This window comes from Parafrankia sp. BMG5.11, assembly GCF_004337455.1.
The window spans coordinates 171,308-186,723 of the sequence record NZ_SJXI01000015.1; the positions used below are offsets into that span (position 1 = coordinate 171,308).

Below are 15,416 nucleotides of genomic sequence, written 5' to 3' on the forward strand. Positions count from 1 at the left end.
ACGAGCCTATCCATCCTGCATCCCCGGGGAGCCTGCGCCGCCATCGAGATATTTCGAAGGCGGTCAAAACTGGCTGAGAGGTGGGCTTCGCAACCCACGACCCGTCGAACCTGAACCCGTTAACACGGGCGGAGGGAGGGTCGCTGGCGAGGCGCTTTCCATCTGTCCACAGAGGAACTGCGCATGGCGGACATCAACTCCAAGCTCGAAATCGGCGTCACGACGGGAGCCATCCGCGGCAGCCGCAAGGTCCATGTCGGCCCGCTGGGCGTCGCGATGCGTGAGATCGTGCTGGAACCCTCTTGCGGTGAGCCGCCGGTGCGAGTGTATGACACCTCCGGTCCTTACACCGATCCTGCGTGCACGATCGACATCCGAGCCGGCCTGCCGATGATCCGCCGCGACTGGCAGCTCGCTCGCGCCGACGTCGAGGAATACGCCCCGCGTGAGGTCCGGCCGGAGGACAACGGCCAGCTCGGCCCCGATCGTTCAGGCGGCGTGCCCCCGTTCCCGACCGTACTGCGCCGGCCGCTGCGGGCGAAAGCCGGCGGCAACATCAGCCAGATGCACTATGCCCGTCGCGGCATCATCACGCCCGAGATGGAATACGTGGCGGAGCGCGAGAACCTCAGCCGCGAGCGCGCCGCGAACGAACGCGACGGCCAGGATTGGGGTGCCGAGATTCCCGACTACGTCACCCCCGAATTCGTCCGCGACGAAGTGGCGCGCGGGCGGGCGATCATCCCGTCCAACGTCAACCACCCCGAATGCGAGCCGATGGCGATCGGGCGCAACTTCCTGGTCAAGATCAACGCCAACATCGGTAACAGCGCGGTCGCCAGCGATGTCTCGAGCGAGGTCGACAAGATGGTCTGGTCGATCCGCTGGGGCGCCGACACCGTCATGGACCTCAGCACCGGGCGCAACATCCACGACACCCGCGAATGGATCATCCGCAACTCGCCCGTCCCCATCGGCACCGTGCCGATCTATCAGGCGTTGGAGAAGGTCGGCGGCATCGCCGAGGACCTGACCTGGGACATCTTCCGCGACACGCTGATCGAGCAGGCGGAACAGGGCGTCGATTATTTCACCATCCACGCCGGCGTGCGCCTGCCGTACATCCCGATGACCGCCAAGCGCGTGACCGGTATCGTCAGCCGCGGCGGCTCGATCATGGCGAAATGGTGCCTCGCGCATCACAAGGAGTCGTTCCTCTACGAACGCTTCGACGAGATCACCGAGATCATGAAGGCGTACGACATCGCCTATTCGCTGGGCGACGGCCTGCGTCCCGGCTCAATCGCGGACGCCAACGACGAGGCGCAATTCGCGGAGCTCTACACCCTGGGCGAGCTGACCAAGCGCGCCTGGGCGCAGGACGTGCAGGTGATGATCGAAGGGCCCGGCCACGTGCCGATGCACAAGATCAAGGCCAACATGGACAAGCAGCTGGAGGCGTGCGGCGAGGCGCCGTTCTATACCCTCGGGCCTCTCGTCACCGACATCGCGCCCGGATACGACCACATCACCAGCGGCATCGGCGCGGCGATGATCGGGTGGTTCGGCACCGCGATGCTCTGCTACGTCACGCCTAAGGAACACCTCGGTTTGCCCGACCGCGACGACGTGAAGGTGGGCGTGGTCACCTACAAGCTCGCCGCCCACGCCGCCGACCTCGCCAAGGGCCACCCCGCCGCCAAGGTCCGCGACGACGCGCTCAGCCGCGCCCGCTTCGAATTCCGCTGGCGCGACCAGTTCAACCTGAGCCTCGACCCCGACACCGCCGAGCAATACCACGACCAGACCCTGCCGGCGGAAGGCGCCAAGACCGCGCACTTCTGCTCGATGTGCGGACCCAAGTTCTGCTCGATGAAGATCACCCAGGAAGTGCGCGACTTCGCCGCGAAGCAGAACGCCGGGGTGGAGACGTTCGTCGCAGCCGAGGAGGCGGAGGCCGGGATGGCTGAGATGAGCCGGGTTTATAACGAGGGTGGGCGCGAGCTATACATTGGGACCGGTGGTAGGGAGCACGATTGAGCTTCGGGCCGTTGCTTCCTGAATCAAATAATCGCCAGCAAATAGTGGCGTCTTGTTGCGCGAGCTATGAGCGATTGAACTTTCACTGAGTTTCCGATCTGTCTGCGATCTCGGAAAAGATTAATTTTCGGCCATTCTGAAACGGAAATTTCTTATGAAAATTTTGTTGTACGTTTCAATTCTGGCCGCGCCGGTGGCCGTATCCGCTCATGAGATTACCGAGACGCTCGAGACGCCGATTAGGGCAACGTTGCATAGCCCAAAGCAGCCATTTGATCTGGAAATCTGTGTCGCTGATGCCATCACCCAGATTGGCGGTGCAGTTCCAGTCGCACTACGAAAGGGGCCGTCGGACGTTATGATGCTCGGCTACGGGAACACGCCGAAGATCATAATTATGTTGAGCGCTACCCCCTCTGGTACGACGCTCGAGGTGCGCACAAGGTCGGGTGACATGGACGACAAACTCGTGCGCAATCTCAGAGAAAGCTGTCAGATGTAGGTTCAATCAGGCCTTGCAATCCGTGCCGCCCTTAACTCCGGCCTCAGCGGCCCGGTCAGCCACAGCCACCGAATGCGGAAGTCGGCGGCGAGGCTTCATAGGGGGTAGGTGAAGGTCGCGGCGCGGTTCTTCTCGATGGTGAAGTGCGCGAGCACGGCGAAGAGGTAGCCCGCCACCGGCATCGCCAGCAGCCTCCACCAGCGGCTAGCACTACAGCGAAAACCGCTATCCCCGCCACCCGGCGCGGAGCCGGCGAGCGGCGCGCGCCCAGTCGGGCGCGGGGTTTACTCCCGCCGCTTGCGGTTCCACAGGACGCCCATGGCCGATCTGTATGCGAAAAAGCTCGAATCCGAACGCAAGACGCTGTGGGCGACCTGCCGGTTGAAGGGGCTGCCGGTGGGCACGCCCGAGCGCCAGCGGATTGCCGAGATCGATCAACTGATCGCCGAGCATAAGACCAGGCAGGGCGCGAAGCTGGCGGGCAAGCCGGCGCCGAAGCCGGACCGCAAGACCCCCGACTGACCGGCGGCCGGCGGCCGGCGGGCGGCTTACTTGTTGCGCATGTTCTCCAGCCCCTTGACCTCGCCGTGCTTCAGGGTCGGCGTGGAGGCGTTGGCCTTGGGCTTCTCCGCCTTGGGTTTGCGCTTTTCCTTGTTCGATTTAACCTGACCCTTGGCCATCTGCTCTCTCCGCTGGACGTGACGCCTAGGCGCTCTCTAGCCGCAGGGGCGGCGGATAGCGACAGGAGCCGGCAGACAGGTCGATCGCGGTCCGGTGTCAGCTCCGCGGCGGGTATGCCCCGATATAGAGCGCCGAGGGCTCCGAGGGTTCGTCGGCATCGTTCACGCACAACAACTCGGGCCCGCTGGCCGTTTCGCGGATGGCGATGCCTTCCACCTTGAGAGGCGGGTCCAATGGATGGATCGCCGCGACGGCGAACTCCGGGTCGAGCTCCACGATGGCGGCGCCCATCAGGTCCCCATCGGCGTAATTGTCCTCCGTTTCCTCGGCAACGGTGGACAGCAGGATGCGGCCGTCAGGCAAGCGGCACGCGTCGGTCACGTTCAGCGGCACGCCCGACACCACCGGCAGCGCCAGTTCTGCCCGGACGGAGGCCTTGACCGGGCCGCCCGCCAGCACCGCGCCCAAAGGCACCTCGAGCATGTGTGACGCGGGTGAGCGCATGTTTCCGCGATTGAACAGCAGCAGCCCGTCACCCGCCAGCACGGCGCCCTCCACGTTGATCTCCGGCACCAGCGGCTCCAGCGCGGCGAACAGCGGCCGAAGGTCGATCGGGCGGGCGCGGGACTGTCCGCCAGCGTCGCCCAGTCCGATGACCGCCCCGCGCATCCGCTGAGCGGTCGATCCGCTGCCAAGCGCCAACAGGCGGCCTCCCGATGCGCCGGGCACGTCCACCAGCGTCTCGAAATCCGGCTTCGCCCGTTTGCGGTCCGCCTTGTCGCTCGGCAGATCGCCCTCGATGAGGGTGATCAACTCCCCCGGCCTGTCGCCGTCGAGCGTGAACACCGCCAGGCAATGGGCATCGTCGGCGACCACGTACAGCCGGTTTTGCCGCACCACGATCCCGCTCGCCGCCGACACGAACGCGTGCCCGGAAGCGAGCGGGGATTCCACTGTCAGATCGCGCAGGTGGTTCAGCTTCATCGGGCGCTCGTCAGGTTCAGGGACCTGCGGCATTCAGGGGTCCTTGCTGACCCCGTTGTCGTTGTCCTGCTCATCGACATCCTTCTCACCCAGCTGGCCGTGCCCGTGATAGGCGGCGCCGCTCTGGCCGCCGTGAAAACCGTCGGTATCCTTGGGCCCGACCGGCCCGCCGCCGCCCGCGCCGCGGGTGTCCCGGGGGCCGCTGGTGCCGTCGTATTCGCCTTTGTGTCCGTCGTCGGGCGCCATGTCGGGGGTCGGGTGCTTGTCAGCCATGGGGGTTCTCCTTCCCCCGGCAACGAGCCGCTCTGCCGCGGCGTTCCCGGAAGCTATCCGCGCGCGAGCCGGACCAACGCCTGGTCGAGCGCCTGCAGGAACCGCGAGCGGTCGGCCTTGCTGAACGGTGGGGGGCCGCCGCCGCTGCCGCCAAGCGGGCCGTCCATCCCGGCGCGCAAGTCGGCCATGATGGCACGCGTGGCGATCGCCGCGCCGATGCTGCCGGCGTCGAACGGCTTGCCGGTGTGCGCCAGGACCTGGGCGCCTGCCTTGAGGCACCGCTCGGCCAGCAGGATATCATCAGTGACGACCACCGACGATGGCGAGGCGTGGTCGGCGATCCAGTCATCCGCGGCGTCGAACGCGTCCGACACCAGGACCCTGCGGATGAGCGGACTGTCGGGCACCCGGAACGGAGAGTTGCTGACCACGAATACCAGAGCCTTGTGACGCTGAGCGACGCGGTACACCTCGTCCTTCACCGGGCACGCGTCGGCGTCGACCAGCACGGTGGGGGGTTGGCGCTCCATGGCTTTGTCGCCTAGCGCGCTTTCGCGCCCACCGCCAACGGCGGAACCGTCCCGCCTCGCGCGGTTTTTTCGCACAACTGCAAGTTTAAGGAATAACGATGCTGGAACACGTCCCCGCTTTCCTCGGTCGCGCGCTCAAGAACGTGCGGGCCGGCCACGGCAAGCTGGCGATTGCACGGCTGGGCGCCGAGGACACGCTGCATAAGGACGGCTTTGCCCTGACGAGCGCGGCGTTCGCTGACGGCGAGGAGCTCGACCCGATGTTCACCGCCGATGAGGAGGATGCCTGCGCGCCGCCGCTGGCGTGGACCGCGCCGCCGGCCGGAACCCGGCAGCTCGCGCTGATCGTCGAGGATCCCGACGCTCCGAGTCCCGAGCCGCTCGTGCACCTGATCGGCTGGGGGTTCGACGGCAAGGCGGGCGATCTGTTCGAAGGCGACGAGCCGCCGATGGTGGGACTCAACTCGTACAATCAAGCGGGCTGGCTCGCGCCCGATCCGCCCACCGGCCATGGCGTGCACGATTACGTGTTCCAGCTGTTCGCGCTCGATCGCGCGCTCGATCTGCAACCCGGTGCCGGGCGGTCGGCGCTGGTGGACGCGATGGAAGGGCACGTGCTCGCCGCTGCCGTTCTGACCGGCACTTATCGCCGGGCAAGCTAGGTCTCGCTTAGGGGTTAATCCTCACAATTGTCAGGGTTTTTCCCTTTCCTTACGTGGAACCCGACGGGCGATTGAAGGTTGCGTGAGCACGAGCTTTCAATGCCCGTTCCACTCAATCGAAGGGATGCCATCATGAAATATCGCTTGCTGATATCCGCTGCCGCTGCGCTCGCTTTGTCCGCTTGCGGCGGAGGGACCGACACCGCCGATGCGGACGCGGTGGCGACTGATACTGCCATGGCCGGCGACACGACGACCGCCACCCCCGCCGGAGCGGACGCTTCCGCGATGACCGCGCAGGCGTTCGCCGACAAGCAGGCGGCGAGCGACATGTTCGAAATCGAAGCGGGCAAGCTGGCGCAGTCGATGGGCAAGAGCCAGGCGGTCAAGGATTTCGGCACGATGATGGTGACCGAGCACACCAAATCGACCGCCGATCTCAAGGCTGCCGCGGGTCAGGCGAGAGGCGCGACCGTGACGCCCAAGCTTGACGCCATGCAGCAGTCCAACCTCGATGCGCTGAAGAATGCCGGCGACCAGTTCGACGCGACTTACAAGCAGCAGCAGGTCCAGGCGCACGAGATGGCGCTGGCGACCCTGCAGGGCTATGCGCAGAACGGTGATACCGAGGTGCTCAAGCAGTTTGCCAGCAAGACCGCGCCGGTTGTCGAGAAGCACCTCGCTGAAGCGCGTGGGCTGAACTGACCCGCAAGCCGGGGCGGGCCCGTTGGTCGGCCCCGGCACCACCGGCGCTGCGATGAAATGAATGTCGCGCGCCGAGGGGCAGCCGCTCACGACCGTGTTTGATTCGCTTTTGTTAAATGCCTGTGCTAGGCAACTGTCGCTGACGTCGAAATGTGCGACGGACTTCGACTTTTGACGACCGCCCCCGCTTTAGCGAGCCTTGGCGTAACCCAGACGACGACTTCCTTTCATCAGACGATCTGACGCCTCTCGTCCGCAAGTGCGGGCGGGTTGAACCACCTGTTTCTTGAAAGGAAACACCATGTCGAAAACCGGCACCGTAAAGTTCTTCAACACCGACAAGGGCTATGGCTTCATCCAGCCCGATGATGGCTCGCCCGACAGCTTCGTGCACATCTCGGCCGTTCAGGCCGCTGGGATGCAGACGCTCGACAAGGATCAGCGCCTCAACTTCGAAATCGAACAGGGCCGCAACGGCAAGGCCAGCGCAGTCAACCTGAGCGCTGCCGACTGATCAACCGATCGGCCCCTCCCGGCGTGTCCGGGAGGGGCTTATCGCCCGTCCAAAACAGGAGCATCGCCGTTGAGCCAGACCTTCGAATTCTACAACGCCCGCGCCAACGAGGCTGCGGCCGAAGCGGACGCGGCAACGCTGGACAACGTGCGGGACCGTAATCTGCGGGCAGCCAAGACCTGGCGCGGCCTGGCGGATCAGGCACGCAAGGTGATGGTGGACCGGGTTACCTCGGAACGCGAACGGGCCGAGCGCCGCTCCGCCGAAGAAGCCGCGCTTCAGCCGCCGGCGAGCGCCTGATCCACGTCGATCAGGCGAGCCTCTCCGACAGGGGTGGGCTCCTCCTCGACTGAATAGTGGGCGGCATCCGCCACCTGCACTGCCGCATTGGCTGCTTCCTGAGCATCGACACGGACCGGTTCCGGCAGCGAATTGTCCGAACTGTAATCCTCCACGCTGTAATCGGGCAGTGGCGGCGGGTTCCATGCCGCTTCACGCCAGCCGAACCGGCGCTGCGCGTATAGCCCCCGCGTCGTCAGTTCGCCGACCTCCACGTTGCCTTCGGGCGTTTTCATCGCATAGTGATCGGGCAGCGATGGCTGATCCCGCAGCGGGGCGTCGATATCGATGACCGGGCGGGTGATCTCGTCCATGCCGATCCCCCCGCGCTGAATCGGGTTGGTATTGATGCTGGTGCCGCTGACCATTCCGGCGATCGAAACGAGTGCACACGCACCGAGGAACAAGGGCGTCGCCTGCATGGCTTTCGCTCCCAATAATGTTGCTTTGGTATTTTAATGCGCTGTATTCGGCAGTGTTCCCGCATCCCGCCACAACGAGCGGGTTTCAGGAGATCGTTTGTGCGCCGACCGACTTTACCGCTCCGCGCGATGCTCCTCGCCGTGCTGCCGCTCGCCGCCTGTCAGGGGGCGCAATCTTCCGGAAGCGGATCGGAGGCTGCGTCTGGCGCAGGCTCGATGCCGGGCGACATGAGCGAGACGCAGGCATACAGCGGCATCCGCGCGGACGAGACCGTGGGCTTCACCGGCACGGAGCCGTTCTGGGGCGGACAGGTCGCCGGGCCGACGCTGACGTATTCCACGCCGGAAACTCCCGACGGTACCCCGATTGCCGTCACCCGCTTCGCCGGGCGCGGCGGGGTATCATGGACCGGGACCTTGCAGGACCGGCCGTTTCATCTGGCGATCACCGAAGGCCAGTGTTCCGACGGGATGAGCGATCGCACCTATCCGTTCACCGCGACGCTTCAGGTGCTTGGTGAACAACGCCAGGGCTGCGCCTGGACTGAGCGGCGACCGGCGACGCTGCCGGACGGCGCGACGGCGCCCTAATCGCGAAGCTGCATCCAGGCGGGGGCGTCCCCCGGCTCGACGGTTTCGACCCGCAAGAGATCGACCGCCAGGCCAAGCTCCGGGTACGCGGCCTTGCGCCGGTTTTCCGCCGATCGGGCGAGTGGAACCACAAACAGGCGCCGGTTGACCTTCTGGCGCCAGTTCATCCGCGCCGTATTCTCCTGCCCGATGTAGCAGCCCTTGGTGAAGCTGACCCCATGCAGTTCCGAGGCATTGGTCTCCAGCCACAGCACGTCGCCCAGTTCTCCGCGCCCTTCCGCGATACCGAGCGACAGGCGGTGCGCGCGCCAGGCCGCGTCGGCCGCCTCGTCCTGAGCTGACACCGGTGCCAGCCACCGGTTGCCGAGGTCGGGCAACCGCGGGTCGGGGTGCGCGTCGCCGGCGGGCTGCGGTGACCAGTGCACCGCCAGTTTCGGCTCGCGTTCGATCGCGAGCTTGCGCCGCAGCCGGTAAAGCGACAGCCGTTTCACCAGTTCGTCCGCCACCGCCGCTTCGCAGTCCAGCAGCAGCGCGCCGTCCTCGCCCGGCCACACGAGCAGGTCGAACAGCGCCTTGCCCTGGGCGGTGAGCAGACCGGCGTAGACCGGCAGCGGCCCCGCGACATCGTTGGTCAGCAATCCTTGCAGGAAGCCCGCCGCATCTTCCCCCTCGGCTTGGGGAGAGACACGGACAATGGCGCGATCGAACAGGCGGGTGGCAGGCATGGGTGACAGATAGGAGCGCGCTCGCATAAGGGGAAGCAATGGCCGACTCCCTCACCATCCGCCGCCCCGATGATTGGCACGTCCACCTGCGCGATGGCGCCATGCTGCACGGGGTGGTCGCGCACACCGCCCGTCAGTTCGCGCGCGCGATCGTGATGCCCAACCTGTCGCCGCCGGTCACCGCCACCGCGGCGGCGCAGGCATATCGCGAGCGGATTTTGGCCGCGCTGCCTGACGGGTTGCCGTTCGAGCCGTTGATGACCGCCTATTTGACCGACCACACCGATCCTGCCGACCTGGTGCGCGGCAAGGGCGAAGGCGTGCTGACGGCGGCCAAGCTCTATCCCGCCAACGCCACCACCAACTCCGCGCACGGGGTCAGCGACATCCGCCACCTCGCCCCGGTGCTTGGCGCGATGGAGCAGGCCGGGCTGGTGCTGTGCGTGCATGGCGAGGTCACCGATGCCGAGGTCGACATGTTCGACCGCGAGGCGGTGTTCATTGACCGTCACCTGCAGTGGATCGTGCGCGAGTTTCCTGCGCTCAAGGTCGTGCTGGAGCATGTGACGACCGAGGACGGGGTGCAATTCGTCGAGGCTGCCGGCCCCACCGTCGCGGCCACCATCACGCCGCAGCACCTGCACCTCAACCGCAACGCCATGCTGGTGGGCGGGATGCGTCCGCACGCCTATTGCCTGCCGGTCGCCAAGCGCGAGCGGCACCGGATCGCGCTGCGCAAGGCGGCGACGTCAGGTTCGGCGAAGTTCTTCCTCGGCACCGACAGCGCGCCACATCCCCGGCACGACAAGGAATCGAGCTGCGGCTGTGCGGGCATCTTCAACGCGCCGTTCGCACTGGAAAGCTACCTGCAGGTGTTCGACGACGAAGGGGCGCTGGACCGGTTCGAAAGCTTTGCCTCGCTGAACGGTCCGGCCTTCTACGGCTTGCCGATCAACGAGGCGACGGTCACCCTCGTGCGCGGGGGAGTGCAGGTGTCCGATGAAATCGCCGCGGGCGAGACGGTGATCGTTCCGTTTCACGCGGGCGAGACGCTCAGGTGGCGATTGGCGTCCGGTTAGCGCGCAGGTCCCACACGAAGATGGCGATCGCGATCCAGATCGTCACGAACGCGGCGAGCTGGACCGGCAGCAGCGGCTTGTGGAACACCGTCAGGCCGAGGATGAACACGATCGTCGGGGCGAGGAATTGCACGAAGCCAAGAGTGGAATACGCCATCCGCCGCGCCGCCACCGCGAACAGCCATAGCGGGATGGCGGTCAGCGCGCCGCCGAGCATGATCAGCAGGCTGAGCTGCGAGTCATGTCCGAATGAGGAACCGACGGGCGACGCCGCGTACCACGCTGCCACCCCGATCGCCGGCGCCAGCAGGATCAGCGACTCGATCGTCAATCCCGGCAGCGCGCCCACCGGCACCCGCTTGCGCAACAGGCCATACGAGCCAAAGCTGAGCGCCAGGGTCAGGCTGATCCACAGCGTGGTGAGGGCACCGCCCAGCAACAGCGCGATGCCAGCAGCGGCGACGCCGACGGCGGTCCACCCGCGCGCGCTCAGCCGTTCTCCCAGCAGCAGCGTGCCCAGCAGCACGTTAATCAACGGGTTGATGTAATAGCCAAGGCTGGCGGCATAGACCTCGCCGGTCTGGATCGCCCAGATATAGACCAGCCAGTTCACCCCGATCAGCGCCGCGCTGGCCGTCAGCGTCAGCATGATGCGCGGATCGCGCAGCGCGGTCAGGATTTCCGGCAACTGGTGGCGCAGCCCCGCGATCAGCAGGCATAGCGGCAACGTCCAGACGATCCGCCAGGCGACGAACTCGACCGCCGGGACCGCGCTGACCAGAATCAGGTACAGCGGCAGGATGCCCCACGTGAGGTAGGCTCCGAGGGCCGCTGGCAAGCCGGAGGGGGTGGCGGGGGCGCGATCGTTCATCTTGGCGCGGGCCGTAGGCTCCCTCCAACGGCCTCACAAGCGCCAGCCTACGGACGCGCGAGATCAAAAATGTCGGCCGGTGAAGTTTTTTCAAAGCTGCACCCTTGGTTGCGCGTCGTTCAGCTTCGCCCCGCTATTTATGAACACATCAAATGAGGCTTCCACTCCGCCTCTCCGTTCAAGAGTGAAAGGAAGACCCGATGCAGATTTCTCAGTTCAAGAGCGCAGCGCTGGCGCTGGCCGTCCCGGGTCTTGCGATCGCCACCCCGGTGCTGGCCGCGCCCGCGCCGCATAGCGCCGCCTATGCCAACAGCGCAGTCTGGGGCGACCAGAACGTGAACCAGTCCCGCAAGCACAAGCGCCACTACGAGCGTCAGGATCGGCGCTATTACGGCGGCAGCAATTATCAGCAGCAGAGCTATTACGGTGAGCCCGTCTACGCCAACACCCGGGTGTGGCGCGGCGACAACAACCAGTACTACTGCAAGCGTTCCAACGGCACGACCGGCCTGCTGATCGGCGGCGCGGCGGGTGCCTTGCTGGGCCGTGAGGTTGTCGGCCGCAACGGCGACCGTACCCTAGGCGCCATTCTCGGCGCGGCGGGCGGTGCACTCCTCGGCCGCTCGATCGACAATGGCGGCGCCCGCTGCCGCTAGGCGGAAGGCTCAACAGCTTTGCGACCGTGCCCACCCACGGTCGCAAGCCGCGAACTCTCTAGGAGATCGCGGGAAGGCGTCTCTTGCTTCGGCAAGAGGCGCCTTCTTTCCTATGCGGTCGGGATGGGTTACGCCGTTTCGATGATCCGCGGCGCGCTTTTCGGTCTTCTGGCGCTTTGCCTTGCGGGCTGCGGCGATGACACCCAGCCCGCTGCTCCGGCCCCGCTCGATCCCGCGATTGCTCAGGCGCTGAACGAACCGCTGATGACCGACCCCGACCTGTCGTCCAGCAACGAAGGGGCGGCCGCCATCACCGTGCAAATCGATGGACCGCTGCCCATCCTCCCGCCGCGCGACCAGGCGGTCGAACAGGCGCGTGCCGAGGCCCGGAGGTTGCTTGGTGCCGGCAAGCCGGTGCCGGTCCCGCAGGCGTCGGGGCAGGTGGCCCGGTTACCGAACGATCGTGAGCCTGCCGACCACCTTGAATTGCTCAAGAACAGGACCTCGTGCCAGGCGAAGCTGAGTAATTCCGCCATCTGGGCTGCGCGCCTGCCGCCAGCGCTGCCGATATACCCCCGCGGCGCCACGCAGGCCGCCACCGGCGGTGACGGCAGCGGGTGCCGCGTGCTGGCGGTGATCTTCACCACCCCGGTACCGCTGGACGAAGTGCGCGCCTTCTATTGGCACAAGGCGCAGGGTGCAGGGCTTGCGCCAGTTCACCGCTCGGCGGGGGAGTGGGCCGTGGTCCAAGGGCAGGACAGCGCAATCGCGTTCGACTTGCGCCTGCGCGAACGCGGTGGTGAGACCATCGCCCAACTGGCGGTGGTCACCCGCTAGGTCACCGGCTTGCGCGTTTCCTCGCGAAACCCTGCGCCCAGGCTGGCGCGGGGCTGCTCCATCTCGGTGCTGGCCACCGGGTAAGCGCAGTAATCAGCGGCATAGAACGCCGCCGGCCGGTGGTTGCCCGACAGGCCCAGCCCGCCGAACGGCGCCTTGCTGCTCGCCCCGCTGGTCGGGCGGTTCCAGTTGATGATGCCGGCGCGCACATTAGCCCAGAAGCGGTTGTAATCCTGCGGATTGCCCCCGACGAGCGAGGCGCTGAGGCCGAAGCGGGTGTTGTTCGCCTCTGCAATCGCCTGATCGAAATCGTCGACCTTCACCACCTGTAACAGCGGCCCGAACAGCTCCACATCCGGGCGGTCCGTCATGGCCGAGACATCGATGATCGCCGGGCTGACGAAGGGCAGGTCTTCGCTCGGCCGCTGCATGTGCTTGATCGCGCGCCCGCCGTTGGACAGCAGGTACAGGAAGCTTTCGGTCAACTGGTCCGCCGCCCTATTGTCGATCACCGGGCCCATGAACGGCACGGGGTCGGCGAACGGATGATCGTACACGATCCGGTCGGCCAGCTTCTTCACCTCGCTCACCAAGGCATCGTACAAGCTCGCCTTGACGATCAGCCGCCGCGCGGCGGTGCAGCGCTGGCCCGCGGTCATGAACGCACTCTGGATCACCAGAATGGCGGCGTCGGTGACCAGCGGCGTGTCGATCACCACGATCGGGTTGTTGCCGCCCATTTCCAGCGCGACGATCTTGCCGGGGTTGGTGGCCAGTTTCTTGTTGATCGCGATGCCAGCCTGCACGCTACCGGTGAACAGCACCCCGTCGACATCGCGGTGCGCGACCAGCGCCTGACCCTCGCCGGGTCCGCCGACCAGCAGCTGGATCACCGCAGCGGAAATCCCGGCGCGGTGGAAGCAGCCGACCAGGAATTCGCCCACCGCGGGCGTCTTCTCGCTCGGCTTGAAGACCACCACGTTGCCCGCGATCAGCGCCGGGATGATGTGACCGTTGGGCAAGTGCGCGGGGAAGTTATACGGGCCCAGCACGGCCATCACCCCATGGGGCTTGTGGCGCACCGCGGAGCTGCCCTGCAGCGCACTGTCGAGCCGTTTCTGGCCGGTGCGTTCGGCATAGGCACTGACCGAGATATCGACCTTGGCGATGACCGCTTCCACCTCGGTCCGGGCCTCCCACAGGGGCTTGCCGGTTTCCCGCGCGATCAATTCGGCGAACGTGTCGCTTTGCTTGCGTACCTCGTTGGCGAACCGGCGGCACAATTCGATCCGGGTGGCGAGCGGCTGGGCCGCCCACGCTGGCCAGGCACGACGGGCGCGGTCGACCACCGCGTCGACGTTCCCGGGCGTGCCGCGCCACAGTTCAGCGCCCGTCGCGGGCTCGATGGAAATGATCTCACTGCTGGGCAATCGAGGATATCCGAAGTGAGGCGCCGCCGCGGCCGCGCGCGAAAGATGAACGTCGCGCGCTTTCTAGCGCAGGGGGTCTTGCGGTCAAATGGCCGGGCGTGGTGAAGAATGCGTAGTGGCCGCGCCGGGTTCCGCGTGCCCCGCAGCCTGGGGAGCGGGGCCGAGCCGCTCTCCGAAACTCCGGATGGCCGCGACTTGCGCCGTCAATGGCTGCCAGTCGTCGCGCTCGGCGATGGCGGTCCAGATGCGCTCCACCTGATCGATCACCAAGCTGGGCGGCGCTTCGTCGCTGTCCAATGGATCGCCCGTTGGCTGAAAGTCTGCCAGCGCCACGGCCAGCGCGCCCTCTGCCGCGCGCCCATGGCGATGGCGGTGGAAGAAAGCATCGGGTGACGCGCCGCTTTCGCTCATCGCCGCCTCGCTGGCAGCGACGACGGCCGTGTCGCGCTCCTCGCCCAGGCTGGCGAGGCCGAGCCGCCACAGCCAGCGGCGGCGGATATTCGCCATGTACAGCGGGCCGAACCGCTCCAGCGCGGCCAGCAGCGGCGCCCCGTCCGCCAGGGTGCGCAGCGCCATCGCCAGCTGTCCGCAGTTCCAGTACAGCGCTTCGGGCTGGCGACCGAAGGCGTACAGGCCCGCGTGGTCGAAATAGGCGGCGGTAAAGCCCGGATTCCACTCCGGCAACCAGCGCCACGGACCGTAGTCGAAGCTCTCGCCGGTCACGTTCATGTTGTCGGTGTTGAGCACCCCGTGGACGAACCCCGCCACCATCCAGCTGGCCGCCAGGTCGGCCAGCCGCTCGACCACCTGATGAAGCAAGATCACCGCGGGCTCATCCCGGCCCGGCGCGTCGGCGGGGGGCAGGGGTCCGGGGAATTCGCGGAGGCAATATGCCACCAGCTGCGCCATGTGGTCCCGCTCCTCCAGCGCCGCCAGCCGCTGAAACGTACCGATGCGGATGTGCCCGTGGCTGAGGCGGACCAGCACCGCGGAACGGGTGGGGGAAGGTTCATCCCCGCGCACCAGTTCCTCACCGGTCTCGACGATGGAGAACGTCTTGCTGGTGTTGACGCCCAACGCCTCCAGCATCTCGGTCGCCAGCAGTTCGCGCACCGCTCCCTTCAGCGTCAGGCGGCCGTCCGCCGTGCGGCTGTGCGGCGTGCGGCCGGAACCCTTCGTGCCAAGCTCGAGCAGCCGGCCGCGCCCGTCGCGCATCTGCGCGAAGGTGAACCCGCGCCCGTCGCCGATCTCGGGATTGTACACCCGAAACTGGTGCCCGTGGTAGCGCAGCGCGAGCGGGCCGGGCAACGTATCCGCCAACGGTTCGAACCGCGCGAAATGGCGCACCCAATCAGCGTCCGACAACTCCGCCAGGCCGATCCCGGCGGCCGCGCGATCGTTGCGCCAGCGCAAGGTGGTTTCGGGAAAATCGGCCGGGGCGACGGCGTCCGCGAGCCACTCGACAAGCTCCATCAGCGGTGCCCGCGGTTGATAGGCCTGCTGTTCGGCCTGTTGCGGTTCGCGTTCCATCAAGCGATAGTGGGGGCATGGGGACGACCGTTCAAGCGGCGCGTC

20 protein-coding genes, 1 pseudogene and 1 riboswitch are annotated in these 15,416 nt (G+C 66.5%); of the genes and pseudogenes, 11 read left to right on the forward strand and 10 right to left on the reverse strand.

From position 1 onward, the window contains the following. The first annotated feature begins 14 nt into the window (after positions 1–14). Positions 15–154, forward strand: a riboswitch (TPP riboswitch). A 29-nt stretch (positions 155–183) separates the two neighbouring features. Beyond that, positions 184–2,040: a phosphomethylpyrimidine synthase ThiC gene (gene thiC / locus E0504_RS11680; protein WP_131624220.1), complete on the forward strand. Its 1,857-nt coding sequence runs from the start codon at positions 184–186 to the stop codon at positions 2,038–2,040. 154 nt (positions 2,041–2,194) lie between these two features. Further along, on the forward strand, positions 2,195–2,542 hold the full coding sequence (locus tag E0504_RS11685; RefSeq protein ID WP_131624222.1) for a hypothetical protein: 348 nt from the start codon (positions 2,195–2,197) through the stop codon (positions 2,540–2,542). A 2-nt stretch (positions 2,543–2,544) separates the two neighbouring features. On the opposite strand, the pseudogene E0504_RS54190 reads toward E0504_RS11685, so the two are convergent. Beyond that, positions 2,545–2,742, reverse strand: a pseudogene (locus E0504_RS54190) (Mpo1-like protein); the annotation flags it as partial. A 118-nt stretch (positions 2,743–2,860) separates the two neighbouring features. Here E0504_RS54190 and E0504_RS11695 point away from each other — a divergent pair. Then, a complete protein-coding gene (locus tag E0504_RS11695; RefSeq protein ID WP_131624224.1) occupies positions 2,861–3,064 on the forward strand; it encodes a hypothetical protein in 204 nt (67 codons plus the stop codon). A 26-nt stretch (positions 3,065–3,090) separates the two neighbouring features. Here E0504_RS11695 and E0504_RS53430 read toward each other — a convergent pair whose 3' ends face one another. The 4 genes from E0504_RS53430 to E0504_RS11710 form a co-directional block, all read right to left on the reverse strand. Further along, positions 3,091–3,222 (reverse strand): hypothetical protein, encoded by a 132-nt coding sequence (locus tag E0504_RS53430; protein ID WP_282595934.1) that lies wholly within the window; start codon positions 3,220–3,222, stop codon positions 3,091–3,093. A 97-nt stretch (positions 3,223–3,319) separates the two neighbouring features. Next, on the reverse strand, positions 3,320–4,207 hold the full coding sequence (locus E0504_RS11700; protein WP_131624226.1) for a hypothetical protein: 888 nt from the start codon (positions 4,205–4,207) through the stop codon (positions 3,320–3,322). Positions 4,208–4,240: 33 nt separating this feature from the next. Next, on the reverse strand, positions 4,241–4,480 hold the full coding sequence (locus tag E0504_RS11705) for a hypothetical protein (protein WP_131624228.1): 240 nt from the start codon (positions 4,478–4,480) through the stop codon (positions 4,241–4,243). A 53-nt stretch (positions 4,481–4,533) separates the two neighbouring features. Then, a complete protein-coding gene (locus E0504_RS11710; RefSeq protein ID WP_131624230.1) occupies positions 4,534–5,010 on the reverse strand; it encodes a YaiI/YqxD family protein in 477 nt (158 codons plus the stop codon). Positions 5,011–5,108: 98 nt separating this feature from the next. Between E0504_RS11710 and E0504_RS11715 the strand changes: the two genes are divergently transcribed. The 4 genes from E0504_RS11715 to E0504_RS11730 all read left to right on the forward strand — a co-directional run bounded on the left by E0504_RS11715 (position 5,109) and on the right by E0504_RS11730 (position 7,191). Further along, positions 5,109–5,672: a YbhB/YbcL family Raf kinase inhibitor-like protein gene (locus E0504_RS11715; RefSeq protein WP_131624232.1), complete on the forward strand. Its 564-nt coding sequence runs from the start codon at positions 5,109–5,111 to the stop codon at positions 5,670–5,672. A 132-nt stretch (positions 5,673–5,804) separates the two neighbouring features. Beyond that, complete coding sequence (locus tag E0504_RS11720) at positions 5,805–6,377, forward strand: DUF4142 domain-containing protein (RefSeq protein ID WP_165938488.1); 573 nt, start codon at positions 5,805–5,807, stop codon at positions 6,375–6,377. A 301-nt stretch (positions 6,378–6,678) separates the two neighbouring features. Continuing rightward, the gene (locus E0504_RS11725; protein ID WP_131624236.1) at positions 6,679–6,891 is read left to right on the forward strand and encodes a cold-shock protein; all 213 of its coding nucleotides are present in this window, start codon (positions 6,679–6,681) and stop codon (positions 6,889–6,891) included. Positions 6,892–6,960: 69 nt separating this feature from the next. After that, the gene (locus E0504_RS11730; protein WP_131624238.1) at positions 6,961–7,191 is read left to right on the forward strand and encodes a hypothetical protein; all 231 of its coding nucleotides are present in this window, start codon (positions 6,961–6,963) and stop codon (positions 7,189–7,191) included. Here E0504_RS11730 and E0504_RS11735 read toward each other — a convergent pair. Next, on the reverse strand, positions 7,170–7,652 hold the full coding sequence (locus E0504_RS11735) for a hypothetical protein (RefSeq protein WP_131624240.1): 483 nt from the start codon (positions 7,650–7,652) through the stop codon (positions 7,170–7,172). The two genes, E0504_RS11730 and E0504_RS11735, sit on opposite strands and share 22 nt — an antisense overlap. Before the next feature lie 129 nt (positions 7,653–7,781). Between E0504_RS11735 and E0504_RS11740 the strand changes: the two genes are divergently transcribed. After that, a complete protein-coding gene (locus E0504_RS11740; RefSeq protein ID WP_131624242.1) occupies positions 7,782–8,243 on the forward strand; it encodes a COG3650 family protein in 462 nt (153 codons plus the stop codon). Here the strand turns inward: E0504_RS11740 and E0504_RS11745 are convergent. Next, positions 8,240–8,968 (reverse strand): folate-binding protein YgfZ, encoded by a 729-nt coding sequence (locus E0504_RS11745; protein ID WP_131624243.1) that lies wholly within the window; start codon positions 8,966–8,968, stop codon positions 8,240–8,242. The genes E0504_RS11740 and E0504_RS11745 overlap by 4 nt on opposite strands. A 38-nt stretch (positions 8,969–9,006) precedes the next feature. Here E0504_RS11745 and pyrC point away from each other — a divergent pair, with 38 nt between their 5' ends. Beyond that, positions 9,007–10,047, forward strand: coding sequence for a dihydroorotase (gene pyrC, locus E0504_RS11750; protein WP_131624245.1), 1,041 nt, complete (start codon positions 9,007–9,009; stop codon positions 10,045–10,047). Here the strand turns inward: pyrC and rarD are convergent. Next, complete coding sequence (rarD, locus tag E0504_RS11755) at positions 10,022–10,918, reverse strand: EamA family transporter RarD (RefSeq protein ID WP_131624247.1); 897 nt, start codon at positions 10,916–10,918, stop codon at positions 10,022–10,024. The two genes, pyrC and rarD, sit on opposite strands and share 26 nt — an antisense overlap. Positions 10,919–11,118: 200 nt before the next feature. On the opposite strand from rarD, the gene E0504_RS11760 reads away from it, so the two are divergent. Then, the gene (locus E0504_RS11760; protein ID WP_131624249.1) at positions 11,119–11,574 is read left to right on the forward strand and encodes a glycine zipper 2TM domain-containing protein; all 456 of its coding nucleotides are present in this window, start codon (positions 11,119–11,121) and stop codon (positions 11,572–11,574) included. A gap of 123 nt (positions 11,575–11,697) precedes the next feature. After that, positions 11,698–12,411, forward strand: coding sequence for a hypothetical protein (locus tag E0504_RS11765; protein WP_131624251.1), 714 nt, complete (start codon positions 11,698–11,700; stop codon positions 12,409–12,411). On the opposite strand, the gene astD is transcribed toward E0504_RS11765, so the two are convergent. Together astD and E0504_RS11775 are read right to left on the reverse strand one after the other, a co-directional pair. Then, positions 12,408–13,841 (reverse strand): succinylglutamate-semialdehyde dehydrogenase, encoded by a 1,434-nt coding sequence (astD, locus tag E0504_RS11770; RefSeq protein WP_131624253.1) that lies wholly within the window; start codon positions 13,839–13,841, stop codon positions 12,408–12,410. The two genes, E0504_RS11765 and astD, sit on opposite strands and share 4 nt — an antisense overlap. Positions 13,842–13,925: 84 nt before the next feature. Continuing rightward, complete coding sequence (locus E0504_RS11775; RefSeq protein WP_131624255.1) at positions 13,926–15,371, reverse strand: protein adenylyltransferase SelO family protein; 1,446 nt, start codon at positions 15,369–15,371, stop codon at positions 13,926–13,928. Positions 15,372–15,416: the final 45 nt, after the last annotated feature.